A 19617-nucleotide genomic window follows, 5' to 3' on the forward strand; every position below is an offset into this window, starting at 1 on the left:
AGGATGATCAGATTTTGTATACGTTGATGAGGTGAGCGTGCTCGACTTCTACCGGCGACCGCTGCGGAACCTGCGGATCTCCGTCACCGACAGGTGCAACCTGCGGTGTCGGTACTGCATGCCAGAAGCCGAGTACGTGTGGCTGCCCCGGCGCGACCTGCTGACGTTCGAGGAGATCTCGACGCTGGTGGACGTGTTCATGGAGCTGGGCGTGAACAAGGTGCGGTTGACCGGCGGTGAGCCGCTGTTACGCCGTGACCTGCCGGAGCTGGTGTCGATGCTCTCGGCGAAGCCGTTGAAGGACCTGGCGATGACCACCAACGGAGTGTTGCTCGCCGGGCACGTGGAGGCGTTGAAGAAGGCGGGGCTGAACCGGATCACCGTCAGCCTGGACACACTGCGCGCCGACCGGTCGAAGACGCTGTCTCAGCGGGCCACGCACCCGTCGGTGCTCAAGGGCATCGCGTCGGTAGCGCCGGCCGGGTTCACCGACACCAAGATCGACACCGTGGCGCTGAACGGCGTGAACGACGACGAGCTGATCGACCTCATCGAGTTCGGCCGAACCGTGCCCGCCGAGGTGCGGTTCATCGAGTACATGGACGTCGGCGGCGCGACCGCGTGGTCACCGGACCTGGTGCTGTCGCGCGCGGAGATGCTTACGCGGATCTCCGCCCACTACGGGCCGGTCACGCCCCTGCCCAACCCCGACGGCGCGCCGGCCGACCGGTTCGCGCTGCCGGACGGGACGACGTTCGGGATCGTGTCGTCGACGACGAGGCCGTTCTGCGCCACCTGTGACCGCAGCCGGCTGACCGCGGACGGCCTGTGGTACCTGTGCCTGTACGCGATGGAGGGCGTGAACCTGCGCGACCCGCTGCGTGAGGGCGCCACGAAGGCCGAACTGGCGGAGCTGATCTCGGGTGCGTGGCGGGCGCGGACGGACCGAGGCGCGGTCGACCGACTCGCTGAGCGCGACCGGATGCCGTTCGTGCCGCTGACCGCGTTGAAGCGCGATCCGCACCTGGAGATGCACACCAGGGGCGGCTAGTGGGTCTGCGAGGCCTGCCACCCGGTGCGCTTGGCCCAGTCCTCCGCACGGATCGCGGCGTCGTCGAACCACGTTTCCTTGGCGTCGGCGTAGTTGGCGGTGTCGTCGTCGTCCCGGAACCGGTCGGCCAGCTTTCGCTTGAGCGCGAGGTATTCGTCGCGGTCGGTCGGGTTGGCCCGCAGCCAGTCGGGGAACAGCAGCGCCAGCCGCCAGCCGGGCGTGCCCTCCACGCGGATGTGGACGTTGGCGGGGCGGCCCGGGTCGGCGTTGCCGTGGTAGCGCTTCCGCCACTGTTCGGGGTCCGGCGCGTACGGCTTCGGGTTGTCGCGGTCGATCGTCGGGTGCTTGGGGAAACCGGCGCCGGCGAGCGCGTCGGCCATCCGGTCGGCGTCCTCGAACGAGCCGACGGTGACCTGCAGGTCGATGACGTCCTTGGCTCCTAGGCCGGGCACCGAGGTGGACCCGATGTGGTCGACGCGCCGCGCGAGGTCACCGGCAGCACCGGCGAGCCTGGCCGTCAGCCGTGCCGCCTGCGCCGGCCATGTGGGGTCTGGGTCGACGAGGCGTGGCGAGCCGTACTCGGCGCGGCGGTGTAGGCGGATGTTGGCTTCGAAGCGGACGAGGCGGTCTGCCCACAGCGCGTCGACGACGGCGGCGACCTCGTCGCGGCTGCCGCTGTTGTCGAGCCAGACGTCGGCGGCCGCGCGGCGTGCCGCCTCGCTGGCCTGGGCCTTGATGCGGGCGCGCACGTCCGTTTCCGGCATGCCGCGGTCGCGCACCACGCGGTGGACACGGTCCTCTTCCGGCGTGTCGACCACCAGAACCAGGTGGTAGGCGGAACCGAGGTGGGCTTCCACGAGCAGTGGCACGTCGTGGACGACGATCGCGTCGTCGGGGGCGGCGGCCATCAGCTCGACGGTCCTGGTGCGGATCCGCGGGTGCACGATGCCGTTGAGCGTGGCGCGGGCCGCCTCGTCGGTGAACACCTTCGCGGCGAGCTTCGCCCGGTCGAGCGCGCCGTCGCTGATCACCTCGTCGCCGAAAGCGGCCCGTACCTCCTCGAGACCTTCTGTGCCGGGCTCGACCACCTCACGCGCGATCTTGTCGGCGTCGATGAGGACGGCACCGTGCTCGGCGAGGCGCCTCGCCACCGTGGACTTGCCGGATCCGATCCCGCCTGTGAGGCCAACCCGAAGCATGGCGGCAATTCTGTCATCGGCTCGTGAGCGCGAAGTCGGCCACCTGGCCGAGCAACGCACCCGCGTGGTCCTCCCGCACGAGCGCGGGCGCGACCTGGACGACCACGGTGGTCTTCCCCCGCCCGACGACGAGCATCCAGTTGGCGTTCCTGATCAGCACCCCACGGTCCGCCCCGACGGCGACGTCACTGACGTTGACGGTGCCGCTCGCGGCCCGCTCGTCGGCCACGGTGGCGGTCAGCCGCTTGCGAGCGGACTCGTCGTTGACGTAGCTGGTGAGCCCGATCCAGATCGGCGCGGCGGAGTTCGGCTGCCCGGCCGGCACGCCGTAGTAGCAGTCGAGCCGCGCGGTACGGCCGATGTTGTCCTGCGGCACACCGACGACCGGCTGCACGGGCCCGGTCACGAAGGTGTCGAGGATGCGGCTGAGGTCGTCGAGGCTGGCAACGGCGTCACAGTTCTGGGGAACGGTCCGCTCGACCCCGGCGTTCGCCGGCGCGGTACTGAACACAGGCACCGCGGGACTTTCCTTGGGCGGCTCGCTCTGGGTGCACCCACCGAGCACGAGCACCGCGACGATGACCAGGACGACCCGCATCGCTCTACGGTAAGCGAAAGAATCACGACCATATCGCCACACCGAACGACTCGTTACACAGACGGGGGCCCCGGCCCGGTCCCGCGTTCACCGAGCCGGGGCCTTTCGGGGGTATGAGTTTGTCGAACTCGCGAGTCACGAGTGTTGAACTCGCGGGTCTCTGGCGTTGGACACGCGAAAGGCCTCGGGCTGGTCGTCCACACGACCAGCCCGAGGCCTCTTCAGCTACGAGGGTTCAAGCCGCCTGAACGACTCGACCCCGTTGCCAACTCAGGCGTCCCGCCTCCGGCCCCGCAGAGGCCGGAAGGCAGACGCCCGACAGATCACACGCCGCCCGACAGCTTCTCCCGCAGCGCGGCCAGCTGCTCGTCGGAAGCCAGCGTGCCGCCGCTCTTCTGCTTGTCGGAAGAGCCCGCGGACGAGTATTCGCGCTCGGTGCCCTCCACGTCGGCGCCGCCCTCGGACTCGGCAGCGGCCTCCGCCTCGGCGGCCTTCTTGACCTGCGCCATGTGCTGCTCGTAGCGCGTGTGGGCCTCGGCGTACTGGCGCTCCCACTCTTCCCGCTGCTTGTCGAACCCTTCCTGCCACTCCTGGGTGTCGGGGTCGAAGCCTTCTGGGTAGATGTAGTTGCCCTCGTTGTCGTACTCGGCGGCCATGCCGTACTGGGTCGGGTCGAACTCGGTGTCCGGGGTGAAGCCCTCGTTCGCCTGCTTCAGGGACAGCGAGATCCGGCGACGCTCCAGGTCGATGTCGATGACCTTGACCATGACGTCGTTGCCGACCTGCACGACCTGCTCCGGGATCTCCACGTGGCGCTCGGCCAGCTCGGAGATGTGGACCAGGCCCTCGATGCCCTCGTCCACGCGGACGAACGCACCGAACGGCACGAGCTTGGTGACCTTGCCCGGCACGATCTGGCCGATCGCGTGGGTGCGGGCGAACTGGCGCCACGGGTCTTCCTGGGTGGCCTTCAGCGACAGGGAGACGCGCTCGCGCTCCATGTCGACGTCGAGCACCTCGACGGTGACCTCCTGGCCGACCTCGACGACCTCGGACGGGTGGTCGATGTGCTTCCAGGACAGCTCCGAGACGTGCACCAGACCGTCGACGCCGCCGAGGTCCACGAACGCACCGAAGTTGACGATCGAGGAGACGACACCCTTGCGGACCTGGCCGCGCTGCAGCTGGTTGAGGAACTCGCTGCGCACCTCGGACTGCGTCTGCTCCAGCCAGGCACGGCGGGACAGAACCACGTTGTTGCGGTTCTTGTCCAGCTCGATGATCTTGGCCTCGAGCTCGCGGCCGACGTACGGCTGGAGGTCGCGCACGCGGCGCATCTCGACCAGGGACGCGGGCAGGAAGCCGCGCAGACCGATGTCGAGGATCAGGCCGCCCTTGACAACCTCGATGACCGTGCCCTTGACCGGCTCGTCGCTCTCCTTGAGCGCCTCGATCGTGCCCCAGGCGCGCTCGTACTGCGCGCGCTTCTTGGACAGGATCAGCCGGCCTTCCTTGTCCTCCTTCTGGAGGACGAGGGCCTCGACCTCGTCACCGACCTTGACGACCTCGTTCGGATCGACGTCATGCTTGATCGACAACTCACGAGAGGGGATGACCCCCTCGGTCTTGTAGCCGATGTCGAGCAGGACCTCGTCCCGATCGACCTTAACGATGGTGCCCTCGACGATGTCGCCATCGTTGAAGTACTTGATGGTCTTGTCGACGGCGGCGAGGAAGTCCTCACCCGTCCCGACGTCGTTGATGGCGATCTGCGGCTTCGCCGTGGTGTCGGCCGGGACGATGGTGGTGTCGGTGGACATTAGCTAGGAGGCTCCGGTACGGATTGGTTGAGAGTTGGCGGTTGTCGGGATTTGCAGTTGTCGTGCGGCAGCGGCATAGTTCCCCGAGGCGAGCCCCCGAGGAACGAGGGCCAACACCGTGCAACGCCGCGCGACCGCATCTGATTCCCGAGACCATGAACAGACGGCAGCACGAGACCACTGCGCGGAAGGTATCCTACGCGGCCGTGCGTGGACCGGGCAAACCTGGTCCCGGGGGTTCTGGTACCGAGGGGGCGGTAGATGTCGACCGTGGAGTCAGGCGTGGACGAGGAACGGCCGTCACAGCGGGCCGCTGAACGGCTTCTGGGCACGGTCGGCAGTGCGCGCCGACCCGCCGGTTCCGCCGAGTCGGTGGCCGCCAACAGCGCGTGGTGGGACGCCGACGCCGACGACTACCACGTCGAACACGGCGAGTTCCTGGGCGTCAGCGACTTCGTCTGGTGTCCGGAGGCGGTGCGTGAGGAGGACGTCCGCCTGCTCGGCGACGTGGCGGGCCGGGACGTGCTGGAGGTCGGCTGCGGCTCGGCACCGTGCGCCCGCTGGCTCGCGACCGAGGGCGCGCGGGTCACCGCACTCGACCTGTCCGCGGGCATGCTGCGTTACGCGGCCGCCGCGAACGAGGCCACCGGCATCGACGTGCCGCTGATCCGCGCGAACGCCGAGCGACTGCCGTTCGCGACTGAAACGTTTGATATCGCGTGCTCCGCGTTCGGGGCCATCCCGTTCGTCGCCGACCTGGCCGGCACGTTCCGCGAGATCGCCCGCGTGCTGCGGCCGGGCGGCTCCTGGGTGTTCGCCGTGACCCACCCGATCCGGTGGATCTTCCCGGACGACCCCGGCCCGAACGGCCTGCGGGTCACCGGCTCGTACTTCGACCGCACGCCGTACGTCGAGGTCGACGCGGACGGCCACGCCACCTACGTTGAGCACCACCGCACGCTCGGCGACTTCGTGCGCGCGCTCACCGGCGCCGGTTTCACGATCGCGGACCTGATCGAACCGGAGTGGCCCGAGTGGCTCACCGAGGAGTGGGGGCAGTGGAGTCCGCTCCGCGGCGCGCTGTTCCCCGGAACGATGATCTTCGTGACCCGGAAGACGACGTGAGGGCTACGGCCCTCCTCGACGCCCAGACCACGCGGTTCGAGCGGGTGGACGCGCTGCTGCCGCAAGCGGCCCCACCGCCGGACGGACATGTGGTGACGGCCGCGCTGCCGACCGGCGACCGGGTGGCCGGGGTTGTCACGCACAGCACGTTCGACCCGGGCACGGCCACCACGCTGTGGTCGGCGCTGGAGCTGTGGGAACTGCACCCGCTGCTCGGCGCGGCGGGCGGCACCGGCATGGACGGGTTGCTGCGGGAGTGGCGCCGCCTGCTCGACCGCCGCCGGACCGGAACGGACTCCGCGTGCCTGCTCACGTGGCCGAGCCGGGACGCCGGCGCGGCGAAACCGTTGCTAAGCCACGGTTTTGTGCCGCTGACGAGCCTCGCGGTGCGGGTGGGTGCCCCTGCCGACCCGCCACGCACTGAGGTGACGGTCCGCCTCGCCACCGAGGCCGACCTCGAGGTCGTGCTGGCCCTGGAGCTCGCCGAGCTCGAGTACTCGGCGCTGGTCGGCGCCGCGGTCGTGCGGCCGGACGCGGAACGGATCAAGCGGGCGGCCCTCGCCAGGCACGTCGAGCAGGGTGACCTGATCTGGGTCGCGGAGCAGGACGGTGTTGTCGCCGGCGTCGCGCACTGCCGGCTGATGGACGTCACCTCGGGCGGGTTGACCGCCACACGCCTGCGACCCGGCCGCTGGGGATATGTGAACTGTGTCTCCGTGGCGGAGGTGGCGCGTGGCACCGGGATCGGCCGTGACCTGATGGCGGTCGCCCACCACGAGCTGCGCCGGCGTGGCGCGACCAGCACGTTCCTGTACTTCAACCCGCCCAACCCGCTGGCTTCGGTGTTCTGGGCGCGGCAGGGTTACCGGCCGCTGTGGACGAGCTGGGAGCTGCGGCCGGCGTCCGCTCTGCGCTGACGAGAACCAGGGTCCGCCCCCGTGACTCTTGTTCGAAAAGTTCGGAATGGGGGTGCGGTGGCGGCGGAGACATGGTTCACGGAGCTGTACCAAGGGTGCTATCGGCGTCTGGTGCTGACCGCCTACGCGATGACGGGTGACCTCGGCGTCGCCGAGGAGCTCACCCAGGAGGCGTTCACGGTCGCCTTCGGCCGGCGGGGACGGGTGTCGCGTGCGGACAGCCCGGAGGCGTGGCTGCGGACAGTGGTGGTCAACCTCGCCCGCAGGCGGTTTCGCCGCAAGGCGATGCTCGACCGGATCCTGCACCGGCAGTCCGCGGAGGCGCACCCGGGTGACCCTCCGATCGGTGAACACCTCGACCTGCATGTGGCGATCCGGCGGCTCGACGAGGACCTGAGGTCCGTCGTGGTGCTGCACTACCTGGCGGACCTGCCGGTCAACGAGGTGGCCGCGATCCTCGACATCCCGGCGGGGACGGTGAAGTCGCGGCTCGCCCGCGCACGGACCGCGTTGGCAGCTCGCCTGCGCACGGAGGTGGACCATGTCTGATCTGGATGCCGAGCTGCGCGGGCTGCGGGACGAGCTGAACAGTGCGATCCCGCTCCCCGACGTCGAGCACGTCACCGGCCGGGCCCGTGCCCGCAGGCGGCTGCAGCTGGGCGCGATCGCGGCGGTCGTACTGGTCGCGCTGGCGGTGCCGGTGCTGCGCGCGCTGCCGGCGGACCTGCCGCCGGCCGGCCCGCCGTCCTCGTCGCCGACGAACTTCACGTTGGACTTCGCCGACCCCGATCACGGGTATGCGCTGGGGCGGACGTGCATACCCGACTGCGCGTTCAGGCTGTACCGCACCGCCGACGGCGGACGCAGCTGGCAGCCGAGGGACCTGCCGGCACCAGCGCATTCGAAGTCGGGCTACTTCGGCAGTTCCCTGTACGTGCTGGGCATCGACAACGTGGTGATCGACCGGCCGAGTGACCAGCTGTGGCAGCAGCGGATCCACAGCACGGACGGCGGTCGCACGTGGCAGACGGTCGAGAGGTGGGGGCCCGCCGAGAGCATGCCTCTCGCCCCGACCGCGACCTTGGCCGGCCGATGCGGGAACGGCTTCATGGTGACCCCGGACTGTGACGTCATCACGTCGATCGACCCCGGTTCCGGGAAGACGTTCACCACCATCGCCCAGCCGCCGTTGGAGTTCACACAGATGGGGCCAGTCGCCACCGAGGGTGGCAAATGGTGGGCGAGTGGCCGGGACCGGAACACCAACCAGTGGGCGCTCTCGGTGAGCGCGGACGGCGGCCGGACGTGGTCGACCAGCGAGGTCGCCGTGGACGGCACCCCGAGCTGGGACGGTCTGGCCGTGGTGGAACGCAACGGCGTCATGTACGCCACGGCCACCACGTACCGCGCGACGCTGGGCGTGTGGCGCAGCACCGACGACGGGCGGTCATGGACCCGCACGTGGACGCCCGCGAACGGCCAGCAAATCCCTGGCGTCCTCGGTATGCCGATCGCGGCGGGTGACGGCAGCCTGCGCCTGCCCACCGGCACCACCACCTACGTCAGCACCGACCAGGGCCACACGTTCACACGGACCGGCGATGAAATGTTCGGCATGGTGACGTGGACGCGGGCCGGCTATCTGCGCTCGAGAATGAACGAGTTCGCCTTGTCGAGCGACGGCCTGCACTGGAAGGAGTTCACCGTGCGGTAAAGCGTGGAACCTGCGCGCGGACCTGTGCCTCTTGTTCTGTGAGAGAACTGTGGGGTGGCTGTGAGCGAGCAATGGTTCGCGGAGCTGTACGACCGGTGCTACGAGCGCCTCGTGTTGGCGGCCTACGCGCTGACGAACGACCTCGGCGCCGCCGAGGAGATCACCCAGGAGGCGTTCGCCCTCGCGTACAGCAGGGTCCGCCGCGTGTCCCGCGCGGACAGCCCGGAGGCGTGGCTGCGCACGGTCGTGGTGAACCTCGCCCGCAGGCGGTTCCGGCGCAAGGCCACGCTCGACCGCATCCTGCTCAGACAGCGGTCCGAGCCACCACCACCGCCGGAACCACCCGTCGAGCACCTCGACCTGCACGCGGCCATCCGCGCGCTCGCGCCGGAGCACCGGATGGTCGTGGTGCTGCACTACCTGGCCGACATGCCGGTGGACGAGGTGGCGAAGGTCCTCGGCGTCCCGGTGGGCACGGTGAAGTCGCGGTTGTCGCGAGCGCGTGGCGCGCTGGCCGAACGGCTCCGCACGGAGGTGGACCATGCCTGATCTCGACACGTCCCTCCATGAGCTGCGGGACGACCTGCGCAGGACGCTCACCCGGCCGGACCTCTCCCACGTCGCCGACCGAGCACGGCAGCGGACCGTGCGGCGACGCATGCAACTCGGCGCGATCGTGGCGGTCGTGCTGGTGAGCGCGGCGGTGCCGGCGCTACGCCTCGTGCAGTCCGACAGTCAACCGCCGGCCCAGCCGCCCGCGGCTCCGGCGCCCTACACGGTGGACTTCGCGGACGCCGACCACGGCTATGCGTTCCAGCAGCACTGCGAGGACAACGACGGCCCCTGCGTCTTCGCTTTGCGCGCCACCGACGACGGAGCCCGAACCTGGCGACGGGTTTCCCTGCCGGAGAGCCGCGAGACGTTCGTTCGCGGGATGGTGTCGGTGATGAGCCCGAAAGGGCTGGGGTTCTCCCGCGCCAAGCCCGGCCTGGTGGGGGAGGTGGAGCAGTTCGTCAGCGACGACGGAGGACGCACGTGGCACGACCGGGACGTGGAGCACCAGGAGTCACCGACCCTGATCCCGGCCAGATCGCAGACCGTCCCGATGTGTGTCAGCAGGACGTCGGACAACGTATGCGTCATCGGGGTGGGCATGTTGACGCCGCTCGCCAAAGCGGCCCCGGTTCTTACCCAGCCACCGATCGATGACCCGTGGCCGGGCACGACAGCGACCGAGGGTGGCCTGTACTGGGCAGCGGGTCGGGAACGAACCACAGGGACCTGGTCCGTCTCGGTGACCTCGGACTATGGCGCGACCTGGGCGACGACGCCGTTGGACTTCAAGGGCTTGCCGTCCTTACAGGTGGACGGCGCGTGGTCGATGACCGAACGCGGTAGCGACATGTACCTGACGGTGGTCGGCAACGTCGGTGTGGGCCCGACGGAGCTGCTGGCGGTGTTCCGCAGTACCGACAAGGGCGTGTCGTGGGCACGCACATGGCAGTCGACGGAAAAACACGAACTGCAGGCGGTGACCGGCGACGCGGTGCTGACGGCGGACGGGGAGCTGTTGGTGTACTCCCGCGTCGTGGGCACGGTCGCGAGCAGCGACGGTGGCCGCACATTCGCCAAGGCGCGGCACCAGTTCCCGGGCCCAGTCAGGTGGACCAGGGCCGGCTACCTGGTCACCGGATCGAACAACGCGTTCGAACTGTCGGGGGACGGCCTCACCTGGCGAAGGTTCGAGGTCCGGTGAGACGGCCGGTAGCGCCCGATGGGGGTGGGGCGCTACCGGCCGGCGGTATGGACCGGCCGAAACTCCCCAACCTGATGCACATGCGGCGGCTTCCCGGCCACCGCCCGCCGAACCGCGTCGAGCACCCCGGCCGAGATCTCGTCATGCGTCAACCACCGGGTCCGACCCGCGTGCCGGACGTACCCGAGCACGACCTGCTGGGTCGGATGGTCGGACAGAACCGGATCGGGGCAGCCACCAACCGGGTTGGCGGAGGCGCTGCCGTGGACCTCGACCACGGGCGCGCCGGACGCCAGCAGGGGCGCCACCGCACGAAGGACACCGGTACGCACCTCACGATGCACCCACGCCACGAGCAGATCGGCCGAACCGCCGAGCGCTTCCCGGGAAGCCTCCGCGAGCACAGCGGGATCGGTCCAGTCGGCCTTCACCCAATGCGCTCCGTGACCATTACCGTTCGTAGCGGGCAGGGTAGGCCGCCGACGACTGGGCAGAACCACCTGCCACCCATCATCGAGCAGAGCGGCGGCCACGCCAGCCAACATCCCAGTACCACCAAGAACAAGAGCTCGACGCACGGCCATTGGGCGCCCCTCGGCTAATCGGCAGTATCCCCGTTCACATTAGCCCGGATAGCCCGATTTCACTCGTCAGCGATGTGCAATAAGGACCAATTCGCACCCAAAGTATCACGGACGGTGACCAGACCGAGTGAACCGGTTCACCGAGCAAGGCAAGGCTGGGCGCGGCGGCGCCGGCGGTGTGCCGCCGCGCCTTCCTCACCATGGGCGTGGTGAAGGTTGACCGATCAGCAACCGACCGTCGAGGCCGGCCGCGAGGTCGTGGACACCGGCGGAGTCGACACCCATACGGCCGCCGCGCTCGATGCACTGGGGCGGACGCTGGGCACGCGTACCTCTTCCTGCTACCAGGGCGGGATATACCGCGTTGCTGGCCTGGCGTGGTGGGCACGGCGGGAGTCGAGGGCACCGCACAGGCCGTGTCGTCCGGTCGGGCCACCCCCCCGAGGCCTTCACCGGGCCCGCCGCCAGCATCGCCGCCCTACGCACCATGCTCACCAGCGCGGTCAAGTCCCGCGCAGTCAGCACACGGCCACTGGCTCGAACAGCCGCAGGACGCGGCACCGGGAAGACGTGGCGGTGCCCCGAACGACGCGTTCGGGACGTTCAACCCGGATCCACCGGTGATCTTGTCGGGTGTCGCGCCTTGCGGGAGAGGTGCGGGCCTGAGCAGGCCCGCTTCGCAGGCGCCGGGCGCGCAGCGCCCGGCACGCACCCACAGGGTGCACGTCGCGAAGGACGCGTTGGGGACATGGCTGGTGTCCTGAAAGACGCGATCGGGACGTTCAACGACACGAACGCGTCTTTCAGGACATCGCCCGTGGCGTGAACACGCCATTCGCACTGCCCATGCCGGGTGCGCGGCCAGCACGACCTCAGCGTGTGGTGAAGGACGCCTTTCTCACGCTGGCGGTGGTGAAGGACGCGTTCCTCGCATGGCCGCCGGCCCCAAGACTGAGGTTGGCCGTGTCCGCCTGGGGCTAGTTGCTGTGGGCTCGATGCCTGAAGGGCGCCTTCGGGGCACCGGGCCGGATGCGTTGTCCCGAAAGACGCTTTCGGGTCGTTGAACCCAGACCCACCAATGGTCTTGGTGACTCGGGGTGCGGCCCGGTGAAACCGCCTGGCGTCACGGGACGGTGGCGGGACCAAGAAACCGCCACGACCAACCCAGCCACCTTGCCAAGCCCCAGCCCACACTCCCCCAGCCACCTTGCCAAGCCCCAGCCCACCCGGCCCATCCCGACCCGGACAAGCAACCTCAGTGCGCGGCATCGTTCCAAGAACGTCCAAACCCGACGGACACGTCCAACGGCACATCCAACTTGTACGCGGACCCCATTCCCTTACGCACCAACGACTCCGCTTCGGCGCGTTCGTCCGTGCTGACCTCCAGGACCAGTTCGTCGTGTACCTGCAGCAGCATTCGCGCGCGCAGGTCCGCGGCGCGTAGTTCGCGGTGCACGTTGAGCATCGCGACCTTGATGATGTCCGCCGCGCTGCCCTGGATCGGGGCGTTCAGTGCCATGCGTTCGGCCATCTCGCGGCGTTGGCGGTTGTCGGAGGTCAGGTCCGGCAGGTACCGGCGGCGGCCGAAGATCGTTGACGTGTAGCCGTCCTTGCGGGCCTGTGCCACGACCTCGTTGAGGTAGTCGCGGACGCCGCCGAACCGGGCGAAGTACTCCTCCATCAGGCCGCGGGCCTCTTCGGTCGAGATCCGCAGCTGTTGTGAGAGGCCGTAGGCCGACAACCCGTAGGCCAGGCCGTAGTTCATCGCCTTGATCTTGGCGCGTTGGGCGCCCGTGACCTCGGTCGGTTCGACGCTGAACACGCGGGCGGCGGTGGCGGCGTGGAAGTCGAAGCCGGACTGGAACGCGTCGATCAGCGCCGCGTCGCCGGACAGGTGCGCCATGATCCGCATCTCGATCTGGCTGTAGTCGGCCGTCATGAGCTCGTCGTAGCCGTCGCCGACGATGAACGTGTCGCGGATCGTCCGGCCCTCGTCCGTGCGGATGGGCACGTTCTGCAGGTTCGGCTCGGTGGACGACAGGCGGCCGGTCGCCGCGATCGTCTGGCTGTACGTCGTGTGGATGCGGCCGTCCTCGGAGACCGACTTGATCAGGCCCTCGACCGTGATCTTCAGACGGGTCGCGTCGCGGTGCTCCAGCAGATGGGCCAGGAACGGGTGCTCGGTCTGCTCGAACAGACCGGTGAGCGCGTCGGCGTCGGTGGTGTAGCCGGTCTTCGTGCGCTTGGTCTTGGGCATCTGCAGCTCGTCGAACAGCACCACCTGCAGCTGCTTCGGCGAGCCGAGGTTGATCTCCTTGCCGATGACCCCGAACGCCTCCTGCTCCGCGCTCTTCACCCGCGAGGCGAAGTGCGCCTCCAGCGCCGCGAGCTGCGGGGTGTCCACCGCGATGCCGACGGCCTCCAGCTCGGCAAGGATCCGCAGCAGCGGCTGCTCCATCTCCGCCAGCAGGTTCGCCTGGCCGGTCTCGTCCAGTGCGACCGCCAACGCGTCCGCCAGCTCGGCCACCGCGCGGGCGCGCACGATCTCGCCCTCGGCGATCTTCGCGTCGTCACCCTCGACGCCGTCCAGCAGGGACAGCTGACGCTCCTCCTGCTGCTGCTCGACGCGCAGCTCCCGCTTCAGGTACCGCAGCACGAGATCGTCGAGCGCGAACGAGCGCTGCCCCGGCCGGACCAGGTACGCGGCGAGCTGCGTGTCCATTGCGAGCCCGCCGAGCGTCCAGCCGCGGTGGCGCAGCGCGTGCAGCGACGGCTTGACGTCGTAGGTCAGCTTCGGGGTCGCGTCGTCGGCCAGCCACGTCGCGATCGCCTGCTCGTCGGCTTCGTCAAGGGCGGTGACGTCGACGTACACGCCGGTGCCGTCGGCCCGCGTGATCGCCACCGACCGCAGCTCGACCGACTCACCGGCGACACCGGTCGAGCGAATCTGGAACGAAAGGCCCACTCGTGTGCCGGCCGGCGCGTTCGTGGCCAGCCACTCCCCCAGCTTGCCCGGTTCGAACGCGCCACCGGAGACCTCGAAGCCGTGCTCCGCCTCCGGTTCCGCGGTGCTCAGCTCGCCGAACAGCCGGTCACGCAGGATGCGGAACTCCAGCTCGTCGAACAGCCGGTGCACGGCGTCGCGGTCCCACGGCCGGACCGCGAGGTCGTCCGGCCGTTTCTCCAGCGCCACGTCCTTGACCAGCTCGGTGAGCTGGCGGTTCATCAGCACGTTGGCGAGGTTCTCGCGCAGCGCGTCGCCGGCCTTGCCCTTGACCTCGTCGACCCGGTCGACCAGCTCGTTCAGCGAGCCGAACTGGTTGATCCACTTGGCCACGGTCTTCTCCCCGACGCCGGGGATCTTGGGCAGGTTGTCGGACGGGTCGCCGCGCAGCGCGGCGAAGTCGGCGTACCGGTCCGGGGTGACGCCGGTCTTGGCCAGCACGGCCTCGGGGTCCATCCTGCTCACCGTCGACACGCCACGCGTCGGGTAGATCACCGTGACCTGGTCGTTGACCAGCTGGAACGCGTCCCGGTCCCCGGTGAGGATGAGCACCGAGTAACCCTCGGCGGTGGCCTGCGTGGTGAGCGTGGCGATCAGGTCGTCAGCCTCGTAGCCCTCCTTCGACAGCCACGGGATGTTCAGCACCCCCAGCACGTCCTCGATGAGACTGATCTGGCCCTTGAACTCGTCCGGCGCGCTGCTGCGGTTGGCCTTGTACTCCGCGTAGGTCTCACTGCGGAAGGTCTTGCGGGAGACGTCGAAAGCCACCGCGACATGGGTCGGTTGCTCGTCGCGCAGCAGGTTGATGAGCATCGACGTGAAGCCGTACACACCCTCGGTGTGCTGCCCGGTCTTCGTGACCAGGTTCGCTTCCTTCAGCGCGTAGAACGCCCGGTAGGCCATCGAGTGGCCGTCGATGAGCAGCAACCGGCGCTCGGAGGTCTTGACAGGTTCTGTGGCGGGCGTCTCAGGCACACGGCGAGTCTAGGGTGGGGCACCGACAATCACTCGCGGCCCCTGTCGCGACCAGCAAGGAGACTGCGTGCACACGTTCCCGGAGAACCTGCCGGGTGTCCGTGAGGACCTCGTCGACCAGTGGCTCCCCACCAGGATGGGCATCGAGGTCACCGAGTGGGACCCCAAGCGAGTGGTCGCCACCATGCCCGTCGCCGGCAACCTCCAGCCGTACGGTCTGCTGCACGGTGGGGCCAACGCCACGCTCGCGGAGACGGTCGGGTCCGTCGCGGCCGCGCTCAACGCGCCGGCCGGCCGGGTCGCGCTCGGGCTGGAGCTGTCCTGTACTCATCACCGCGCGGCACGCAGCGGACTCGTGACAGGCGTCGCCACGCCGATCCACACGGGCCGGTCCACCTCGACGTTCGAGATCGTGATCACCGACGAGGACGGCAAGCGCACCTGCACCGCCCGGTTGACCTGCATCCTGCGCGACGCGCCTCCCGGAGCGTGAACGCCTCGTGCCCTGCCCTCACAGGAGAGCAGGGCACGAGGCGTCGGTTGTTCTACTGACCCAGGTAGGCCGCGCGGACGCGTTCGTCGGCCAGTAGTTCCTGGCCGGCGCCTTCCAGAGTGGTTTCGCCCAGGTCGACCACGTAGCCGCGGTCCGACAGCGCCAGTGCCGCCAGTGCGTTCTGCTCCACCAGCAGGATCGTGGTGCCCTGCTGCTGCAGCTCGTTGATCGTGTCGAAGATCAGCTGCGTCATGATCGGCGAGAGACCCATCGACGGCTCGTCCAGCATGAGCAGTCGCGGCTTCGACATCATGGCGCGGCCGATCGCCAGCATCTGCTGCTCACCGCCGGAGAACAGGCCCGCCTTCTGGGTACGGCGCTCCCCGAGCACGGGGAACAGTTCGAACACCCGCTGGATGTCCTTCTGCACACCGGCCTCGTCCTTGCGGGAGTACGCCCCGAGCAGCAGGTTCTCCTCCACGGTCATCCGCGCGAACACCCGCCGGCCTTCCGGCGAGTGCGCGATGCCTCGGCCGAGGATCGTGTGCGCCGGCTCCTTGATGATCGACTTGCCCTCGAACCGGATGTCACCCGCCCTCGGGCGGAGCAGCCCGGAGATGGTGCGCAGCGTGGTCGACTTCCCGGCGCCGTTCGCCCCGATGAGGCAGACGATCTGCCCCTCCTCGACGACGAACGACACGTTTCGCACAGCCTCGATCGCACCGTAGGCGACGCTGAGCTCGCTGACTTCCAAGAGCGCCGTCACGGGTGGTCCTCCCTGTGCCTGTCGATGATCGTCGTCTGATCGTCGTCGTAGCGCGGGATGACGCCCGTCGCCGCCTCCACGTCGGCCGCGACCTCGTCACGCGGCTTGCCGAGGTAGGCCTCGATCACCCGCGAGTCGTCACGCACGACGTCCGGCGTGCCCTCCACCAGCACCTCGCCCTGCACGAGCACGGAAACCGTGTCGCACAGGGAGAAGATGAACTTGGTGTCGTGCTCGATCACCACGACCGAGATGCCGATGTCCCTGATCCGGAAGATCAGCTGCCGGGCCGCCTCGGTCTCCTGCGGGTTCATCCCGGCGGTGGGCTCGTCCAGCAGGAGCACGGACGGGTCGGTGGCCAGCGCCCGCGCGATCTCGAGCCGCCGCTGGTCACCGTAGGGCAGGTTGCGTGCCGCGGTGTTCTCGTCGCTGCGCAGCCCCACGAACTCCAGCAGCTCCCTGGCGCGCTGCCTGGCGGCCCGCTCGCCGCGGTGGAACCCCGGACCGTGGAACAGCGACGCGATCGGCCCCTGCTTCATCTGGATGTGCCGGCCGACCAGCACGTTCTCCAACACCGACATGTTGGGGAACAGCCGGACGTTCTGGAACGTCCGCGCGATCCCCGCGACCGTGACCTTGGCCGGGTCGGACGGTAGCTGGGCACCGCGCAGGCGCACCGAACCCCGCGTCGGGGTGTACAGACCGGTGAGACAGTTGAAGAACGTCGTCTTCCCGGCCCCGTTCGGGCCGATCAGACCGACGATCCGTCCCTCGCCGAGCGTCAGCGAGACGTTGTTGAGCGCGGTGAGGCCACCGAAGATCATGGTGACCCCGCTGGCCTCGAGCACGGAGTCAGCCATGCTGTGCTTCGCCGCGTTCACGCCTTGCCTCCCTTCGGCACGTCGAGTTCATGCTCGACCACCAGCTGTTCCTGGACCTCTTCGATCGGCTTGCCCTCGGCCGTCTCTCCGGCGAACTCGGCCCTGCGGATCCGGTCCGGCACCATGCCCTGCGGGCGGAACCGCATGATCAGGATCAGCGCGAGACCGAAGAACAGGAGCCGGTAGTTGTCGAACTCCCGGAGTTTCTCCGGCAGCACGAACAGCAGCGAGGCACCGAGCACCGCGCCCGGGATCGAGCCCATGCCGCCGAGGATGACCGCGGCGAGCAACGTCACCGACTGGAGGAACGAGTACGCGTCGTAGGAGGCGGTACCCAGCTTGTGCGCGAACACCGCGCCGGCGAGGCCGGCCAGGGTCGCGCCGACCAGGAACGCGAGGATCTTCGCCTGTCCGGTCTTGATGCCCATGGCGCGGGCGACGTCCTCGTCCTCCCGGATGGCGATCCACGCCCGGCCCATGCGGCTGTTCTTCAGGTTGGCGAACACCGCCATCACGAGCCCGACCAGGAGCGTGATGAGGAAGTAGTACAGCACGCCGGGAGGCAACTTCGTACCGAGCAGGGTGATCGGCTCGTTGAAGCCGAGGTCGCCGACGGCGATGGGCGGAATGTTCGAGATCGCGTTCGCCCCACCGGTGAGGTCACCGATGTTGTTCTGGGCCGACTTGCTGAAGATCTCACCGAACGCGAGGGTCACGATGGCCAGGTAGTCACCACGAACCCGCAGCGTCGGCGAGCCGACGATGGCGCCGATGATGCCGACGATCACCGCGGCGATCACCGCGGCGATCGGGAACGGCAGCGTGATGCCGAGCTTCGACGCGGCCGAGCCGGACAGGTTCGCCGCCACGAAGGCGCCGATGCCCATGAACGCCACGTAGCCGAGGTCGAGGAGGCCGGCCAGGCCGACCACGACGTTCAGCCCGATCGCGGTGGCCGCGTAGATGCCGATGGTCCCGGCGACGGTCATCCAGTACTGCGTGCCCGCGTCGGTGAACGGCAGCGCGGCCGCGCACAACACGAGCACGATGATGCTGAACGCCCGGTGCCGTTCGGACAGCGAGGTCAGCCAGCGGGTGAACCCGATGCCGTGCAGTGCGGCGAGCACGCCGACCGCCATGCCGAGGAACGCGAGGAAGATCGGACCCGCGTACGGGTTCGAGACGCCGCTCGTGCCACCCGCGGTCAACGTCTCCGACACCAGCCACAGCAGGGCGACGAAGGAGACGATCAGCACCGCCCAGGCGAGCAGCCGCTGCGCCCAGCCGGTCAACCCGAACGGGGAGTCCGGCCAGTGCGGGATGTCGCCGATGCCGATCGCGCTCCCACCGAGGACCAGCGCCACGCCGCCGAGGATCCCGACGATGCTGCCGAACGCGGTGGCGCCGTCCGCCGCGGTGATCGCGCCGAGGCCGCCACCCTCCGAGAGGATGAAGCCCGCGCTGATCACGGAGATCGCCAGGCCACCGAAGCCGAGCGCACGCAATGCGCGCCCCTTGCCAGGCAGCGGGACGAACGTGATCACCAGCGCGGCGACGCCGAACAGCAGCACATGCCACCGGTAGCCGGTGAGCGCGAACGGGGCGTCGAAGAACTGCAGCGTCGCCTTGTCCGGATACGCGCCGTCGTTCAGCAGGAAGGTGGCCCACGGCAGCATCGCCGCGACCAGCAACAACACCGAACCGACGGCGGAAAGCGGCCGGCCGAGAGCGGCTGGGACGAGAGATGACAACCTGCTCATGCACGCACCTTCTCCGACTCGCCGAACAGACCCTGTGGCCGGAACACCAGCACCAGAATGAGCACCACGAAGACCCACACGTACGCGTAGGCGGTGCCACCGGGCAGGTACTGCCCGCCGAGCCGCTCGACCAGACCGATGATGAACGCACCGATCACGGCGCCCGGCAGGCTACCGATGCCGCCGAGAACCGCGGCGGTGAACGCGAAGATGCCGGTCTGGAATCCGGCGCGCACACCGAGGGTCTGGACGTGCATCCCGTACATGACGCCGGCGATGCCGGCGAGGGCCGCGCCGATCACGAACGTGAGCACGATGACCCGGTCCGGGTTCACACCCATCAGCCGGGCGGTGTCCCGGTCCTGAGAGGTCGCCCGCATGGCTCGGCCCATCCGGGTCTTGTTCACGTAGAGCTGCACCAGCAGGCCGAGCAGGATGGCCGTCGCGATCAGCAGGAGGCCGGTGGCCGGGATCTCGACCGGCCCGATCTTCACCTGGGTGTTGATGAACACCCTGGGGAAGGACTGGGACCGGTCCGCGTCCGGGAACCAGATCCGCACCGCTTCCTGCAGCGCGATGGACACGCCGAGCGCCGTGATCAGCGGCGCGAGCCTCGGTGCGTTACGCAGTGGTCTGTACGCGAAGCGTTCCATCAGCATCGCGATGGTCACGGAGACCACCACGCCGCCGACGAGCATCAGCGGCAACGCGACGTACCAGTCCTCTTTCATGCCTTCCGGCAACACGAAACGCCACACAGCGAGCCCACCGAACGCGCCGACCATGAAGACCTCGCCGTGGGCGAAGTTGATCAGCTGAATGATGCCGTAGACCATGGTGTAGCCGACGGCGATCAGTCCGATGGTGGCGCCGAGCACCAGCCCGTTGGCGATCTGCTGCAACAAAGTTGTCACATCTGCCTCCATAGACAGCGGGGGTGGGCTCGGCCCACCCCCGCCGTCGCGTCACGA

General features: G+C 69.0%; 18 protein-coding genes. 9 read left to right on the forward strand and 9 right to left on the reverse strand.

The features are described from left to right. Positions 1-31 precede the first annotated feature (31 nt). Positions 32-1051, forward strand: a complete 1020-nt coding sequence (gene moaA, locus VF106_RS46005; protein ID WP_330846403.1) for a GTP 3',8-cyclase MoaA — start codon at positions 32-34, stop codon at positions 1049-1051. Here the strand turns inward: moaA and coaE are convergent. The 3 genes from coaE to rpsA all read right to left on the reverse strand — a co-directional run bounded on the left by coaE (position 1048) and on the right by rpsA (position 4668). After that, a complete protein-coding gene (gene coaE / locus VF106_RS46010; RefSeq protein WP_330846404.1) occupies positions 1048-2250 on the reverse strand; it encodes a dephospho-CoA kinase in 1203 nt (400 codons plus the stop codon). The genes moaA and coaE overlap by 4 nt on opposite strands. A gap of 13 nt (positions 2251-2263) precedes the next feature. Next, positions 2264-2848 carry a hypothetical protein gene (locus VF106_RS46015; RefSeq protein WP_330846405.1) on the reverse strand — a complete coding sequence of 195 codons (585 nt, stop codon included), beginning with the start codon at positions 2846-2848 and terminating at the stop codon, positions 2264-2266. 323 nt (positions 2849-3171) lie between these two features. Next, entirely contained in the window at positions 3172-4668 is a 1497-nt protein-coding gene (gene rpsA / locus VF106_RS46020) for a 30S ribosomal protein S1 (RefSeq protein ID WP_330846406.1), read from the reverse strand. Positions 4669-4929: 261 nt separating this feature from the next. Between rpsA and VF106_RS46025 the strand changes: the two genes are divergently transcribed. From VF106_RS46025 to VF106_RS46050, 6 genes are read left to right on the forward strand one after another with little or no spacing between them, the layout of a single operon-like run. After that, complete coding sequence (locus tag VF106_RS46025) at positions 4930-5793, forward strand: class I SAM-dependent methyltransferase (protein WP_330846407.1); 864 nt, start codon at positions 4930-4932, stop codon at positions 5791-5793. Continuing rightward, positions 5790-6710, forward strand: coding sequence for a GNAT family N-acetyltransferase (locus tag VF106_RS46030; protein ID WP_330846409.1), 921 nt, complete (start codon positions 5790-5792; stop codon positions 6708-6710). The genes VF106_RS46025 and VF106_RS46030 overlap by 4 nt, the downstream gene beginning before the upstream one ends. A gap of 21 nt (positions 6711-6731) precedes the next feature. After that, positions 6732-7259: a SigE family RNA polymerase sigma factor gene (locus VF106_RS46035; RefSeq protein ID WP_330846410.1), complete on the forward strand. Its 528-nt coding sequence runs from the start codon at positions 6732-6734 to the stop codon at positions 7257-7259. After that, positions 7252-8424, forward strand: a complete 1173-nt coding sequence (locus tag VF106_RS46040) for a YCF48-related protein (RefSeq protein WP_330846411.1) — start codon at positions 7252-7254, stop codon at positions 8422-8424. Before VF106_RS46035 ends, VF106_RS46040 begins: the two co-directional genes overlap by 8 nt. A gap of 60 nt (positions 8425-8484) precedes the next feature. After that, entirely contained in the window at positions 8485-8973 is a 489-nt protein-coding gene (locus tag VF106_RS46045; protein WP_330846412.1) for an RNA polymerase sigma factor, read from the forward strand. Continuing rightward, a complete protein-coding gene (locus tag VF106_RS46050; RefSeq protein WP_330846413.1) occupies positions 8966-10180 on the forward strand; it encodes a beta propeller repeat protein in 1215 nt (404 codons plus the stop codon). Before VF106_RS46045 ends, VF106_RS46050 begins: the two co-directional genes overlap by 8 nt. 32 nt (positions 10181-10212) lie before the next feature. Here the strand turns inward: VF106_RS46050 and VF106_RS46055 are convergent, their stop codons facing one another. Continuing rightward, positions 10213-10611 carry a Rossmann-fold NAD(P)-binding domain-containing protein gene (locus tag VF106_RS46055; protein WP_330846414.1) on the reverse strand — a complete coding sequence of 133 codons (399 nt, stop codon included), beginning with the start codon at positions 10609-10611 and terminating at the stop codon, positions 10213-10215. A 975-nt stretch (positions 10612-11586) separates the two neighbouring features. On the opposite strand from VF106_RS46055, the gene VF106_RS46060 reads away from it, so the two are divergent. After that, positions 11587-11745 carry a hypothetical protein gene (locus tag VF106_RS46060; RefSeq protein WP_330846415.1) on the forward strand — a complete coding sequence of 53 codons (159 nt, stop codon included), beginning with the start codon at positions 11587-11589 and terminating at the stop codon, positions 11743-11745. Positions 11746-12019: 274 nt separating this feature from the next. Here the strand turns inward: VF106_RS46060 and polA are convergent, their stop codons facing one another. Then, on the reverse strand, positions 12020-14674 hold the full coding sequence (gene polA / locus VF106_RS46065) for a DNA polymerase I (RefSeq protein ID WP_414639227.1): 2655 nt from the start codon (positions 14672-14674) through the stop codon (positions 12020-12022). A 139-nt stretch (positions 14675-14813) separates the two neighbouring features. Here polA and VF106_RS46070 point away from each other — a divergent pair, with 139 nt between their 5' ends. Next, entirely contained in the window at positions 14814-15239 is a 426-nt protein-coding gene (locus tag VF106_RS46070; protein ID WP_414639226.1) for a PaaI family thioesterase, read from the forward strand. A 52-nt stretch (positions 15240-15291) separates the two neighbouring features. Here VF106_RS46070 and VF106_RS46075 read toward each other — a convergent pair whose 3' ends face one another. Genes VF106_RS46075 through VF106_RS46090 form a run of 4 tightly spaced genes read right to left on the reverse strand, consistent with a single transcriptional unit; the run spans position 15292 to position 19560 of the window. Next, positions 15292-16005: an ABC transporter ATP-binding protein gene (locus tag VF106_RS46075; RefSeq protein WP_330846417.1), complete on the reverse strand. Its 714-nt coding sequence runs from the start codon at positions 16003-16005 to the stop codon at positions 15292-15294. Then, positions 16002-16886 carry an ABC transporter ATP-binding protein gene (locus VF106_RS46080; RefSeq protein WP_330846418.1) on the reverse strand — a complete coding sequence of 295 codons (885 nt, stop codon included), beginning with the start codon at positions 16884-16886 and terminating at the stop codon, positions 16002-16004. The genes VF106_RS46075 and VF106_RS46080 overlap by 4 nt, the downstream gene beginning before the upstream one ends. Continuing rightward, entirely contained in the window at positions 16883-18646 is a 1764-nt protein-coding gene (locus VF106_RS46085) for a branched-chain amino acid ABC transporter permease (protein ID WP_330846419.1), read from the reverse strand. The genes VF106_RS46080 and VF106_RS46085 overlap by 4 nt, the downstream gene beginning before the upstream one ends. Then, on the reverse strand, positions 18643-19560 hold the full coding sequence (locus VF106_RS46090; protein ID WP_330846420.1) for a branched-chain amino acid ABC transporter permease: 918 nt from the start codon (positions 19558-19560) through the stop codon (positions 18643-18645). The genes VF106_RS46085 and VF106_RS46090 overlap by 4 nt, the downstream gene beginning before the upstream one ends. Positions 19561-19617 lie beyond the last annotated feature (57 nt).

The organism is Actinophytocola sp. (assembly GCF_036378875.1).
In the GTDB taxonomy this organism is placed as follows: Bacteria; Actinomycetota; Actinomycetes; order Mycobacteriales; family Pseudonocardiaceae; genus Actinophytocola.

Excerpts from the sequence above, each read along its gene's own strand:
- coaE (WP_330846404.1), bottom strand. The coding sequence starts at position 2,250 with ATGCTTCGGGTTGGCCTCACAGGCGGGATCGGATCCGGCAAGTCCACG.
- VF106_RS46025 (WP_330846407.1), top strand. The coding sequence starts at position 4,930 with ATGTCGACCGTGGAGTCAGGCGTGGACGAGGAACGGCCGTCACAGCGG.
- VF106_RS46015 (WP_330846405.1), bottom strand. The coding sequence starts at position 2,848 with ATGCGGGTCGTCCTGGTCATCGTCGCGGTGCTCGTGCTCGGTGGGTGC.
- polA (WP_414639227.1), bottom strand. The coding sequence starts at position 14,674 with ATGGCCTACCGGGCGTTCTACGCGCTGAAGGAAGCGAACCTGGTCACG.
- rpsA (WP_330846406.1), bottom strand. The coding sequence starts at position 4,668 with ATGTCCACCGACACCACCATCGTCCCGGCCGACACCACGGCGAAGCCG.
- VF106_RS46085 (WP_330846419.1), bottom strand. The coding sequence starts at position 18,646 with ATGAGCAGGTTGTCATCTCTCGTCCCAGCCGCTCTCGGCCGGCCGCTT.
- VF106_RS46050 (WP_330846413.1), top strand. The coding sequence starts at position 8,966 with ATGCCTGATCTCGACACGTCCCTCCATGAGCTGCGGGACGACCTGCGC.
- VF106_RS46040 (WP_330846411.1), top strand. The coding sequence starts at position 7,252 with ATGTCTGATCTGGATGCCGAGCTGCGCGGGCTGCGGGACGAGCTGAAC.